Origin of the sequence: Pseudomonas sp. B6002, from assembly GCF_013385985.1 — a bacterium.
Classification (GTDB): Bacteria; Pseudomonadota; Gammaproteobacteria; order Pseudomonadales; family Pseudomonadaceae; genus Aquipseudomonas.
Genome location: NZ_JACAOY010000023.1, coordinates 160,366 through 172,208 on the forward strand (window position 1 = coordinate 160,366; position 11,843 = coordinate 172,208).

At 63.3% G+C, this 11,843-nt stretch carries 11 protein-coding genes; 5 read left to right on the forward strand and 6 right to left on the reverse strand.

Features of this window, described 5'->3' with window-relative positions; genetic code table 11:
* The first annotated feature begins 68 nt into the window (after nucleotides 1-68).
* Nucleotides 69-1,292: a TIGR03862 family flavoprotein gene (locus tag HX792_RS24500; RefSeq protein ID WP_176998496.1), complete on the forward strand. Its 1,224-nt coding sequence runs from the start codon at nucleotides 69-71 to the stop codon at nucleotides 1,290-1,292.
* A 136-nt stretch (nucleotides 1,293-1,428) separates the two neighbouring features.
* Here HX792_RS24500 and HX792_RS24505 read toward each other — a convergent pair whose 3' ends face one another.
* Together HX792_RS24505 and yedA are read right to left on the reverse strand one after the other, a co-directional pair.
* Nucleotides 1,429-2,763: a DEAD/DEAH box helicase gene (locus HX792_RS24505; RefSeq protein WP_176998497.1), complete on the reverse strand. Its 1,335-nt coding sequence runs from the start codon at nucleotides 2,761-2,763 to the stop codon at nucleotides 1,429-1,431.
* 47 nt (nucleotides 2,764-2,810) lie between these two features.
* The gene (yedA, locus tag HX792_RS24510; protein ID WP_176998498.1) at nucleotides 2,811-3,707 is read right to left on the reverse strand and encodes a drug/metabolite exporter YedA; all 897 of its coding nucleotides are present in this window, start codon (nucleotides 3,705-3,707) and stop codon (nucleotides 2,811-2,813) included.
* A 159-nt stretch (nucleotides 3,708-3,866) separates the two neighbouring features.
* On the opposite strand from yedA, the gene HX792_RS24515 reads away from it, so the two are divergent.
* On the forward strand, nucleotides 3,867-4,322 hold the full coding sequence (locus HX792_RS24515; RefSeq protein WP_176998499.1) for an Lrp/AsnC family transcriptional regulator: 456 nt from the start codon (nucleotides 3,867-3,869) through the stop codon (nucleotides 4,320-4,322).
* Nucleotides 4,312-5,004, forward strand: a complete 693-nt coding sequence (locus HX792_RS24520) for a cyclase family protein (RefSeq protein ID WP_176998500.1) — start codon at nucleotides 4,312-4,314, stop codon at nucleotides 5,002-5,004. The genes HX792_RS24515 and HX792_RS24520 overlap by 11 nt, the downstream gene beginning before the upstream one ends.
* A 115-nt stretch (nucleotides 5,005-5,119) precedes the next feature.
* Here the strand turns inward: HX792_RS24520 and HX792_RS24525 are convergent, their stop codons facing one another.
* The 3 genes from HX792_RS24525 to HX792_RS24535 form a co-directional block, all read right to left on the reverse strand.
* Nucleotides 5,120-5,731 (reverse strand): PolC-type DNA polymerase III, encoded by a 612-nt coding sequence (locus tag HX792_RS24525; protein ID WP_176998501.1) that lies wholly within the window; start codon nucleotides 5,729-5,731, stop codon nucleotides 5,120-5,122.
* Between the two features lie 25 nt (nucleotides 5,732-5,756).
* On the reverse strand, nucleotides 5,757-6,233 hold the full coding sequence (locus HX792_RS24530; RefSeq protein WP_176998502.1) for an NYN domain-containing protein: 477 nt from the start codon (nucleotides 6,231-6,233) through the stop codon (nucleotides 5,757-5,759).
* A 128-nt stretch (nucleotides 6,234-6,361) separates the two neighbouring features.
* On the reverse strand, nucleotides 6,362-7,129 hold the full coding sequence (locus HX792_RS24535; RefSeq protein WP_176998503.1) for a DUF2076 domain-containing protein: 768 nt from the start codon (nucleotides 7,127-7,129) through the stop codon (nucleotides 6,362-6,364).
* 181 nt (nucleotides 7,130-7,310) lie between these two features.
* Here HX792_RS24535 and HX792_RS24540 point away from each other — a divergent pair, with 181 nt between their 5' ends.
* Together HX792_RS24540 and HX792_RS24545 are read left to right on the forward strand one after the other, a co-directional pair.
* Complete coding sequence (locus tag HX792_RS24540; protein WP_176998504.1) at nucleotides 7,311-7,970, forward strand: YciC family protein; 660 nt, start codon at nucleotides 7,311-7,313, stop codon at nucleotides 7,968-7,970.
* A 40-nt stretch (nucleotides 7,971-8,010) separates the two neighbouring features.
* On the forward strand, nucleotides 8,011-9,099 hold the full coding sequence (locus tag HX792_RS24545) for an endonuclease/exonuclease/phosphatase family protein (RefSeq protein WP_176998505.1): 1,089 nt from the start codon (nucleotides 8,011-8,013) through the stop codon (nucleotides 9,097-9,099).
* A gap of 123 nt (nucleotides 9,100-9,222) precedes the next feature.
* Here HX792_RS24545 and hrpB read toward each other — a convergent pair whose 3' ends face one another.
* Nucleotides 9,223-11,730 carry an ATP-dependent helicase HrpB gene (gene hrpB / locus HX792_RS24550; RefSeq protein WP_176998506.1) on the reverse strand — a complete coding sequence of 836 codons (2,508 nt, stop codon included), beginning with the start codon at nucleotides 11,728-11,730 and terminating at the stop codon, nucleotides 9,223-9,225.
* Nucleotides 11,731-11,843: the final 113 nt, after the last annotated feature.

Sequence of the window (11,843 nt, forward strand, 5' to 3'; positions counted from 1 at the left end):
GCCCGCTCACTACATAAGCACCACAATTGCTTACAATGGGCGCCCTTTTCTTTTGCCCAGGCCTGCTGATGTCCACTTCCTCCTCCCACGTCGCCATTATCGGCGGCGGCCCTGCCGGGCTGATGGCCGCTGAAGTCTTGAGCCAGGCGGGTGTGCGGGTGGACCTGTACGACGGCATGCCGTCGGTGGGGCGCAAGTTCCTGCTGGCGGGCGTGGGCGGCATGAACATCACCCATTCCGAGGCCTACCCGGCGTTCCTGTCGCGCTACGCCGAGCGTGCACCGCACATGGCACCGCTGCTGCGCGCGTTTGGCGCCGAGGCGTTGTGCGAGTGGATTCATGGCTTGGGCATCGAGACCTTTGTCGGCACCTCCGGCCGGGTGTTTCCTACGGATATGAAAGCCGCTCCCCTGCTGCGTGCGTGGCTTAAACGCCTGCGCGAACAAGGCGTGGTTATCCACACCCGCCATCGCTGGGTCGGCTGGAATGCCAGCGGCGACTTACTTATCCACAGCCCGGACGGTGAAAAAGCTATCCACAGCGATGCGGTATTGCTGGCGTTGGGCGGTGGCAGCTGGTCGCGGCTGGGCTCTGACGGCGCCTGGCTCAAGCTGCTGGAAGACAAAGGCGTGCCTTACGCCGCGCTGCAGCCGAGCAATTGCGGGTTTGAGGTGTCGGGCTGGAGCGAGTTGATGGTCAGCAAATTCGCTGGGGCGCCGTTGAAAAACGTCGCCATCGGGTTGGGCGATGACAAGCCGCGCCTTGGCGAGTGTGTGGTCACCGCCACCGGCATCGAAGGCAGCCTGATCTACGCGCTGTCGGCACCGGTTCGCGAAGCGATCAACCGTGACGGCGCAGCGACCGTGCACATCGACCTGTTGCCGAGCAAACCGCTGGATAAGGTACAGGCCGCACTGGCCAAGCCCCGTGGTTCACGCTCGATGAGCAAGCATTTGCACAGCCAGTTGGGGTTGGATGGGGTGAAAGCCGCGTTGCTGCGCGAGCTGGCACCCGCTGAACACTTCAATGACCCGGCGCAGCTGGCTGTGGATATCAAGGCCCTGCCCCTGACCCTGGTGAAAACCCGGCCGATGGACGAGGCGATCAGCACCGCCGGCGGCGTGCCGTTTGAGGCGCTGGATGAGCGGTTGATGCTCAAGCAACTGCCGGGGGTGTTTTGTGCGGGGGAGATGCTGGATTGGGAAGCGCCAACCGGCGGGTATTTGCTGACGGGGTGTTTTGCCAGCGGCCGAGCGGCGGGGCGCGGCGTGTTGGAATGGCTTAACCGCTAAAACACCGATCTTGCCTGCGATGGCGGCCTCGAGATCGCCATCGCAGGCAAGCCAGCTCCCACATTCTGATCTGTGAATACATTCAAAATGTGGGAGCTGGCTTGCCTGCGATGAGGCCATCAGCCTCACCCAAAAATCACTTCTTCTTGCGCGGCCCAGTATTAAACACCGGCACCTTGCGCACCGGCTTGATCGACGGCTCAGCCGGCGCCACTTCCCCGCTGTCCACCCACTTGCCCAGGTTACGCTTGCCGCCACCACCGGACGCCTTTGGCTTTTTCGGCTTCTTCGGCTTCTTCACCACCTGGCCACTGGCATCGGTCTCGGGCACGCGGTGCTCCGGCTCGAACTCCGGCTCCATCTTGCGGGTCAGGGTCTGACGGGTCAGCATCTCGATGGCCGACAGCATGTTCACTTCATCGGCACACACCAGGGAGATCGCCTCACCGGTGTTGCCCGCACGGCCGGTACGGCCGATACGGTGAATGTAGTCCTCGGCCACAATCGGCAGGTCAAAGTTGACCACCAGCGGCAGGTCTTCGATATCGAGGCCACGGGCCGCCACGTCAGTGGCGACCAGGATCTGTACATCACTGGTCTTGAATCGGTCCAGCGCACGCTGGCGAGTGGCCTGCGGTTTGTCACCATGGATGCCGTCGGCATTGATGCCCAGGCCTTGCAACTTGTCCACCAGCGCATCCACGCCGTTACGGGTCTTGGCGAACACCAGCACCTGCTTCCAGCGGCCTTTGCGCATCAGGTGCACAAACAGCTCCGGCTTGCGCTTCTTGTCCACCGGCACGATCCACTGCTTGACCGTGTTGGCGGCAACGTTGCGCGGGCTGACTTCGATGCTCAGCGGGTCGTTGAGCATCTGCCCGGCGAGCAGGCGAATGTCATCGGAGAAGGTCGCGGAGAACAGCAGGGTCTGGCGCTTTTTCGGCAGCATGCGGTAGATGTTCGCCAGCTCCTCGGAGAAGCCCAGGTCGAGCATGCGGTCGGCCTCATCCAGCACCAGGGTTTGCAGCTGGTTGAGTTTCAGCGCGTTCTGGCGGAACAGGTCGATCAGGCGGCCGGGGGTGGCCACCAGCACATCAACACCTTTGCGCAGCTTCATCATCTGCGGGTTGATGCTCACGCCGCCGTACACCGCGTAGGTGGTCAGCGGCAGGTTCTGGGCGTACTCGGCGACGCTGGCGTGAACCTGCTCGGCCAATTCGCGGGTCGGGCACAGTATCAGCGCACGCACCGAGTTGGCGGCGACTTTCGGCCCTTCCAGGGTCAGCAATTGCAGCAGCGGCACGGCGAAACCGGCGGTCTTGCCGGTGCCGGTCTGGGCCGCAGCCATCAGGTCGCGACCGGCCAGCACGGCCGGAATGGCTTGCGCCTGCACCGGCGTCGGGGTCTGGTAGCCAAGCGTCTCAAGGGCGCGCAGCAAGGGTTCGATCAGGCCAAGGGTGGCGAAAGTCATGTGTTTACCGTAGGAAAAATTCAGCGCAAGTCGCAATGGCGCGGAGTTTACCTTATTTCCGGCTTCGGCTTGCGCCACTGGGGCAAGCCGATCAGCACCACGGCGCTGATGATCACCAACATCGCCAGGGCTTCTTCCTTGCCGATGGTTTCACCGACAAACACAATCCCGAGCAATACCGCCACCGCAGGGTTCACGTAGGCATAACTGGTCGCCGCCGCAGGGCGCACGTGTTTGAGCAGGTACATGTAGGCATTGAAGGCGATGATCGAGCCGAACACCGCGAGGTAAGCCAGGGCCAACCAGCCTTCCAGCGGTGGCACGGCGTGCAGTCGCTCACCGGTCAGCGCACTGCCCACCAGCAGCAAGGCACCGGCGATGATCATCTCGGCCGCGCTGGCCATGGCGCCCGCCGGCAACGGCAGGTGCTTGCTCCACACCGAACCAAAGGCCCAGGAGGCGGCGGCAAACAGCAGCAACAGGGCGCCGGTCGGGCTCGATTGCAGGTTGGAGCCCATGTTGAGCATGGCAATGCCGATAATCCCCAGCACCACACCGGCCCATTCCAGGCGTGTGTTGCGTGCGCCCCAGAAATAGCCGCACAACAAGGTGAACAACGGCACCGTCGCCACCGCCAACGCGGCCACGCCGGAAGCAACGCCCGTGTGCTCGGCCACCGTCACCGCGCCATTGCCGAAGGTCAGCAGCAACACGCCGATCTTGGCCGCAGCCTTCCATTGCACCCAAGTCGGCGCCGGCGCCCCGCGCCAGCGCAAAAAGCCATACATCGCGATCCCGGCCACCAGGAAGCGAATCCCGCCCAGCATCAGCGGCGGCCAGTACTCCACGCCAATGCGGATCACCAGGTAGGTGGAACCCCAAATCACATACAACGCAAAAAAGGCAGCGATCAACGGTAACGGAAAGCGACGTGGGCCAGGCATTGGGCGGCTCTGCGGCAGGGACGGGAGGCTTATTCTAGAAAGGTCGGCCAATAAACATAAGTTACAAAACCTGTTTAAAGCGGCCATACACTTTTCAAAACAAGGTTGTGAGGGCTATAAACCACGCTTTCGAAAGCCACGCGCAACAGGAGCCTTCTCATGGACAAATACGACCGCATGCTCCTCAGCGCCCTGCTTGAAGACGGCCGCGCGTCCTACGCGCAACTGGCCCGCACGGTGAACCTCTCCGCCCCCGCCGTCGCCGAACGCGTGGCCAAGCTGGAAGCCAGCGGCGTGATCACCGGCTACCAGGCCAAGGTAGACCTGTCCAAGGTCGGCCTGCCGATTCAATGCGTGATGGAACTGCGCTTGACCAACCACGGCAACCAGAAGGTGTACGACGCCCTGGCAGAGATCCCCGAACTGACCGAATGCCACCGAGTGACGGGCGACCCGTGCGTGATCATGCAGGCGGCGGTAGGCTCGATGCCCGAGCTGGAAAACTTGATCAACCGCGTGGCGAAGTTTGGGTTCAGCAAGACCTCGATCATCTTATCGAGTGCGATAGAACGGCGGGTGCCGCTGGGGCAACTGGAGGCCAAAAATGGTGGTTGAATACAGCAAGGTCGTGAGCCTCAGCCACCCGATCACGCCGCGTATCCCGCTGTGGCCAGGGGACCCACCGGTGCAATTCACAGACATTGCCTCGCTGGAACAGGACGGCTATTTCCTGCGGCGCTTCAGCATGGGGGAGCACAGCGCCACCCACATGAATGCGCCGAACAGTTTCTATGCCGATGGAATGGGAATTGATGGCTACGCCCCGCAAGACCTGGTGCGGCCTGCGGTGGTGATTGATGTGCGCGCCCGTTGCACGGCGGACTACGAAATCAGCGTGCAAGACATTCAAGACTGGGAGCGCCAGCACGGCCCCATCGAACCGGGCAGCGTGGTGCTGATGTACACCGGCTGGCAGCACCTGTGGAATGACCCCACTGCGTTCTTCGGGCACGACGCCGAAGGCTCTCATTTTCCCGGGATTGGCGAGGCCGCGATTGTGTTTCTGCTTTCAAAACGACAGGTCGCCGGGGTGGGCATCGACACCCATGGGGTCGATCCGGGGCAAAGCACCACCTTCGCGACAAACCATGCGGTGCTGGCGGGGAACGGGATTGTGTTGGAGTGCCTGACAAACCTTGATCGGTTGCCGGCCAAGGGCACGACGGTGGTGATCGGCGTTTTGGCGCTGGAAGGCGGGTCGGGGTCGCCGGTTTCGGTCATGGCGTTGATTCCCTGAGTACTTCGTCGCTCGGACCGACGCCATCGCAGGCAAGCCAGCTCCCACAGTTGACCGAGTCGCCAGGGCTGGATGCAATCTCCTGTAGGAGCCCGGCTTGCCGGCGATGGCGGGTTCAGACCCCGCGATGTTTCTTCAGGTGTTCGGTGATCTTGGCGGCCGGTACTTTCTGCAAGCTGCACAGCAGGTCGTGGGACAGTTCGCGCAAACCGTGCGTCCCGCGCAGTTCCTGGGCCAGGTGCGCCGTGAGGTTGGCGGCCATCTCCGCATCCGCCATCGCCCGGTGAGCCTTGCCGGTGTGGGGCAGTTGGGCGAATGAGGTCAGGGTGCCGAGTTTGTGGTTGGGCGCCGACGGCATCAGGCGGCGGGCCAGCAGCAAGGAGCAGGCAAACTTTTGCAGGCGGGTGCGGCGGATCAGGCCCAGCTCAAAGTCCCAGAACTTCTGGTCGAACGCAGCGTTGTGGGCCAGCAGCGGCGTGGTGCCGACGAATTCATTGACCTCGTTCATCACCCGCTCGGCCGGTGGCGCGCTGCGCAGCATGGCGTTGCTGATGCCGGTGAGTTGCTCGATAAAACCCGGCACGCGCACGCCGGCATTCATCAGGCTCTGGTAGCGGTCCACGATCTGGCCACGCTCGAGGATGACCACCGCGATTTCCGTGGCCCGGCAGTGGCTGCTGGGGGTGATGCCGGTGGTTTCAAAGTCGATGACCGCTATACGTTCCAAACCTGTTCCAACTCCGTCTAACTGTTTATTTGAGCAACAACGCGCCTTCGATCGGCACGTAGCGGCTGGCGGCGCGTATCAATGAATTGGCGGTCAGCCCGGGCACGCCATAGGCCACGGCTTCGACGCCATGCTTGTGGATGATGCGGTCGAGCAGCATGTCGAAATCGCCATCACCGGAGGCCAGCACGATTTCGTCGACATGGTCGGTGGCGTCCATGATGTCGATGGTGATGCCCACGTCCCAGTCGCCCTTGGCCGAGCCGTCGCTGCGCTGGATGTACGGCTTGAGTTTTACCGTGAAGCCCAGGTTGCGCAGGATCTGCTGGAATTGCTGCTGCTTGCTGTCGCCACGGTCGATGGCATACGCGTACGCCTCGACGATCTGCCCGCGCGCGCTGATGTCAGCCCACAGCGCCGCATAGTTGAAGTGGCAGCCATACGCTTGGCGCACGGTGTAATAGAGGTTTTGTACATCGGCGAACACTGCAATTTTCTTCACCGCACTTCCCCATGGCTGCCGCGTGGACCTCGAAGACGAAGGTCCGCAAAGGCGCCAGTATGCCAGCCACAGGAAAGTTTCAGCGAAAAATCAGCCCGGGGCGACGAAGCGCACCGGGCCTGGGAGGGTCAGACGAAGGAGTCGTCGTCGCCGAAGGAGGAAGAGTCGTCGGCGTAATCGTTGTCGGCGAAGCTGTCGCTGTTGTTGCCGCCCCAGCTGTCATTGCCACCGGCAAAGCGCTGGTCATCGTTACCCCAGCCGCCCTGATCGCTGGCCGGCGCGGGTTCTTCGCGGATGATTTCTTCCACCACTTGTGGCTGTTGCGAGTTGTGATTGAACAGGCTGCTGATGCCTTCGGCCAACATCACACCACCGGCCACGCCTGCGGCGGTTTTCAATGCGCCACCCAGGAAGCCGCTGCCGATCGGGGCGGCCGGGGCTTGTTGTGGCTGTTGGTAGTTCTGTTGCGGCGAACCGTAATTCTGTTGCGGCGCGGGCTGGCCAAACGAAGGCCGTGCCGGTTCGCGCCAGCCGCCACCCGAAGACGCCGGGGCACTCTGGGCCGGTTGCGGGTCGCGGGAACCGCCACCAAAGATGCTCGACAGGAAACCACCGCTGCTCGGCGCAGGCTGTGCGGCCTGGGAACGGGCCTGTTGCAACTCATCCTGCAATTGCTGGATCTGCTGCGCCTGCTGCTTGTTCTGCGCGTCGAGGCTCTTGATCGCGTGTTCTTGCACCAGGATCGACTGGGTCATGTAGTACCCGGCCGCCGGTTGGCGAGTCATGTGCTCCTTGATCCGCGCTTCGGCCAGGGCGTCGCGGGGGGCTGAGTCCGTTTCGGCTTGCTGCAACCGTGAAAACAGTCCATCGATCAGGGTTTGCTCTTCGCTGTTCATGGCGACCTCGTTAGATTGCCGGTAGAAATCATGGGCCTGCCTGTGATCAGGCAAGCTACGCCTCTAGTTATGGGGCTGTTACCAGGCGTTTCAATGGTCTTTACGCAAGGTTTACGTTTGCTTACCGCCAGCCCTGATCGGTTAAAGTGTGGGCCTTGCTTTCAGGCCTGTGATGAACCCGATGAATCCGTTAGACGTATTGCGCGACTCCCTTCGTTTTACCCGAGGCAATTTGGGCGCCATCGTCCAGCTGTGCCTGCCACTGGTGATCCTCGAAGCCCTGCTGCAACAGGTGCTCGACCACACGCTGGGCCCGGACGCCTTCCCCGGCTACAGCGTGGTGGTGGGGTTGCTCGTCTACCCGTTGTACACCGGCGCCTTGATCCTGTTTCTCGACGCCCGCACCCGTGGCGAGTCGCCGCGCACAAAGGACGTATGGGCCATGGCCCTGACGCTGTGGCCGCGTTTCGCCCTGCTCACGGCCATGAGCACCCTGCTGATCTTGCTGGGCCTGTCGTTGTATTTCCTGCCGGGACTGTGGCTGATGGTGGTGCTGGCGTTTGCCGAATACCTGCTGGTGCTGCGCGGCATGCCGGCGCTGGCGGCGATGAAGGAAAGCTTCCAGCTGACCCGTGGGCATTTCTGGCGAATCCTGGTGTGCCTGCTGTGCGTGATGACGCCGCTGTGGCTGCTCAAGGGCGCGAGCGTGGCGGCCTATCCCGATCCATCTCCGCTGCTGGGAGTTTTGATCGACAGCGCCCACAGCTTCCTGCAACTGTTTACCAGCGTGGTGCTGTTCCGTTTATTCATGCTGATCGCTGGCGATGCCGACGCGCGGTGATATGCTCCGTGGCACTTCCCAAACGCTATAAGCCGAGCCGATGACCCGTTTATTGCGCATAACCTTGCTGAGCCTGGTGATCATCGCCGGCCTGCTCGCCGCCATGGTCTACAGCCTGACCTGGCGCCCCGAGCCCAAGCAAACCTTGCCCGTCAGTTGTGTCGCGCCCCGTGCGCCCACCCTGCTGCCCGGGCAGGCGCTCAAGGTCATGACCTGGAACGTGCAATACCTGGCCGGCAAGAACTACGTGTTCTGGTACGACACCGCCGATGGCAGCGGCCCGGACGAACGTCCCACCGTCGAGGACATGGCTGCCAGCCTAGACGAAGTGGCGCGGGTGATCCGCGAAGAACAACCCGACATCCTGCTGTTGCAGGAGCTCGACGAAAACGCCAAGCCTTCCCACTATCAGGATCAGGTCACACTGCTCCAGGAGCGCGTGGCCGATCTGTACCCTTGCAGCGCCCAGGCCTTTGACTGGAAAGCCGACTTTGTGCCCGACCTGCATATCTTTGGCAGCGTCGGCCGCAAGCTCGTGACCTTGAGCCGCTACCAGATCGAACACGCCGAACGCCTGCAATTGCCAGTGCCCGAGGCTAACTTCATCGCCCGTCAGTTCCACCCCAAACCCGCGCTGCTGCTGACCTATCTACCGTTGAGCGACGGCGGCCAACTGGCGGTGCTCAATACCCGCTTCGACGGTGACGCCCCTGGCCGCAGCGCCGTGCAAGAGCAGGTGAAAAGCACCGTCAAACTGTTGGATAAATTCGAAGGCCGGGGCACGCCCTGGCTGATTGGCGGGGATTTCAACTTGCTGCCGCTGGGGCAGTTCCTGCGCCTGGACGCGGGCAAGCGTGGGCAGTATTCGCCAGACAGCGAGCTGCATCTATTGTGGGAAAAGTACCCGATGATCCCGAGCAACAGCCAATCAAGCGGCATCGACCGTGAGAAATGGCTGACGTACTTCCCCAACGACCCTCGCGCCACAGGCCCGGATCGCACGCTGGACTACCTGTTCTACAGCCCGCGCATCAAGCGGGTGGAGGCGAAGGTTCGCCAGGACGATACGTTGCGCATCTCCAACCACCTGCCGGTGATCGCCCGCTTCCTGCTGCCGGCTGCGCAGTAAAAGCCCCCACAAAAACCTGTGGGAGCTGGCTTGCCTGCGATAGCGGTGGGTCAGTTGAAGAATATTTCACTGGCCCAACGCTATCGCAGGCGAGCCAGCTCCCACATTTGATCTCCACATGACCTACTTGCGGGGTTTGATCCGCGCAGTCGGCTCGGCAATCAACGGGTCATCCGGCCAGTAGTGCTTCGGGTACCGCCCCTTCAGGTCCTTCTTCACCTCGGCGTAAGTACTGCGCCAGAAGTTCGCCAGGTCCTGGGTCACCTGCACCGGCCGACGTGCCGGTGACAACAGGTGCAGCTTCACCGCCTGGCGCCCACCGGCAATGCGCGGGGTGTCGGCCAGCCCGAACAACTCTTGCAAGCGCACCGCCAGAATCGGCGGCTGCTCGCTGTAGTCCAGGCGCACCGAAGACCCCGATGGCACCTTCACATGCTGTGGCGCCAGTTCATCCAGGCGTTGAGGCAGCGGCCAGGGCAGCAGGTTGTGCAGGAAACTGGAGATATCCAGGTTGGCGAAATGGCTCAGGCGCGAGACCTTGCCCAGGTAGGGCATCAGCCAATGCTCCAGGCTGGCGAGCAAGGCGTTGTCGCTGAGGTCGGGCCATTCGCTGGTTTTTCCGGCGTCCAGTTGGCGCAGGAGCATGACGCGGGCCTGCCATTGGCGCAGCTCGGGCGTCCACGGCAGCAGCTCCAGGCCTTTGCGGCGCACCAGGTTGACCAGCGCCTGGCTGCGCGCGGCTTCATCGAGCCCTGTGAGCGGCTCGCGGCTAAGCACCAGTTCGCCGACTTTGCGCTGGCGCTCGGCACGTAGCACGCCTTCGCGCTCGTCCCAGTCGAGTTGGTCGACGTTACGCACCTGCTCGGCGAGCACGGTGTCGAACAGCGCGGGATCAAAATCCGCCGCCAGGTAGATGCGTTCTTCGCGCTGGCCCTGACGGCTGCCGAGGTCGGCGATCACCAGCCAGGCTTGTTTCATCAAGCTGTCGGCCTCGGCGAACAGCGCCGCACGGCCATTGGCCAGGCGGTATTCGGCACCACCCGGGCGGCGTTGCTGCGCGACGCGGTCCGGATAAGCCAGCGCCAGCAAGGCGCCGAGCCAACGTGGGTGGTCGGGGTCGGTCACCGGCTGCGTGGCCTGGTCTCGCAGGTAACCGCGATATTGCCGCGCCAGTTGCTTGGCCCGCTGCACGCCACCGCCTGTGCCCCGCGCTCGTTCCTCGCCAGATAACAGTGCCAGGCGGCTGTGCAGGTCCGCGCCGCCACCGCGCAAGATATCGCGCTCACCCAACAAGGCCGCGACATCACAGGCCGTCGCCGCCAGCCCCAGGTCCTGCCCGCGCAGCAGCAGATGGGCGATGCGCGGATGGGCCGGCAGCTCGGCCATTTTCTGGCCGTGGGCGGTCAGCTTGTCTTCATTCAATGCGCCGAGACGCACCAGCAGATCCTGGGCCTGGGCATAGGCAGCGGCCGGGGGCACATCCAGCCACACCAGTTGAGTGGGCGTGACGCCCCAGCGCGCCAACTGCAAGGCCAAGCCGGCCAGGTCGGCGGCGAGGATTTCCGCGCTGCTGTAGGCGGCCAGGCCTTCGTGCTGGTCCTCGGACCACAACCGGTAACACACCCCCGGCTCCAAACGCCCTGCCCGACCGGCCCGTTGGGTGGCGCTGGCGCGGGAGATGCGCTGGGTGTCGAGGCGGGTCATGCCGCTGCCCGGGTCGAAGCGCGGCACCCGCGCCAGCCCGGCATCGATCACCACGCGCACGCCGTTGATGGTGAGGCTGGTCTCGGCAATGTTGGTGGCCAGCACCACTTTGCGCTTGCCCGCAGGCGCCGGGTCGATGGCGGCGCGCTGCGCGTTGAGGTCCAGTTCACCGTGCAGTGGGCACAGGAGCACATCCGGGCGATCACCCAAGGCGTCGGCCAGTTGCTGATTGACCCGGCGAATCTCGGCCTGGCCCGGCAGGAACACCAGAACGCTGCCGGTCTCGTCGTGCACAGCTTCAAGAATGGTCTGCACCACACGCGGCTCGATAAATTCACCGGCCTGGTACGGCCGCCCCCAGCGCATCTGCACCGGGAACATGCGCCCTTCGCTGCGCAGAATCGGTGCGTTGTCCAGCAGCCCGGCCAGGCGCTCGCCTTCGAGGGTGGCGGACATCAACAGGATTTTCAGCGGCTGCTCATCGCGAAACAGGTCGCGGCCGTTGAGGCTCAACGCCAGCGCCAGGTCGGCGTCGAGGCTGCGCTCGTGGAATTCGTCGAAGATCAGCAACCCCACGCCCTCCAGCGCCGGGTCATCCTGCAGGCGGCGGGTGAGGATGCCTTCGGTGACCACTTCGATGCGGGTGTTGGGGCCGACTTTGCTGTCCAGGCGAATGCGATAGCCGACGGTTTCACCGACCTTTTCGCCCAGTTCGCTGGCCAGGCGTTCGGCAGCGGCGCGCGCAGCGAGACGGCGGGGTTCGAGCATCAGGATGGTCTGCCCGGCCAGCCAGGGCTCATTCAACAACGCCAAGGGCACACGGGTGGTTTTACCGGCGCCGGGGGGCGCTTCCAGCACGGCCTCATGGCGAATCGCCAAGGCGTCACGCAGGGCGGGTAAAACATCATCGATCGGCAACGAATTCATACTGGCTCCAAAGCAGAGCGGCGAGTATAACGGCGAACTGCCTGAGGTCGGTGGCGGTCTCAAAAACACCGCCCGATTGGCTTGGCAACACGGTTAAATGTGGGAGCTGGCTT

What these genes read in the sequence shown, in the direction of transcription:
- hrpB (WP_176998506.1), bottom strand. Translation starts at nt 11,730, where the DNA reads ATGAATTCGTTGCCGATCGATGATGTTTTACCCGCCCTGCGTGACGCC.
- HX792_RS24545 (WP_176998505.1), top strand. Translation starts at nt 8,011, where the DNA reads ATGACCCGTTTATTGCGCATAACCTTGCTGAGCCTGGTGATCATCGCC.
- HX792_RS24520 (WP_176998500.1), top strand. Translation starts at nt 4,312, where the DNA reads ATGGTGGTTGAATACAGCAAGGTCGTGAGCCTCAGCCACCCGATCACG.
- HX792_RS24500 (WP_176998496.1), top strand. Translation starts at nt 69, where the DNA reads ATGTCCACTTCCTCCTCCCACGTCGCCATTATCGGCGGCGGCCCTGCC.
- yedA (WP_176998498.1), bottom strand. Translation starts at nt 3,707, where the DNA reads ATGCCTGGCCCACGTCGCTTTCCGTTACCGTTGATCGCTGCCTTTTTT.
- HX792_RS24505 (WP_176998497.1), bottom strand. Translation starts at nt 2,763, where the DNA reads ATGACTTTCGCCACCCTTGGCCTGATCGAACCCTTGCTGCGCGCCCTT.
- HX792_RS24540 (WP_176998504.1), top strand. Translation starts at nt 7,311, where the DNA reads ATGAATCCGTTAGACGTATTGCGCGACTCCCTTCGTTTTACCCGAGGC.
- HX792_RS24515 (WP_176998499.1), top strand. Translation starts at nt 3,867, where the DNA reads ATGGACAAATACGACCGCATGCTCCTCAGCGCCCTGCTTGAAGACGGC.
- HX792_RS24535 (WP_176998503.1), bottom strand. Translation starts at nt 7,129, where the DNA reads ATGAACAGCGAAGAGCAAACCCTGATCGATGGACTGTTTTCACGGTTG.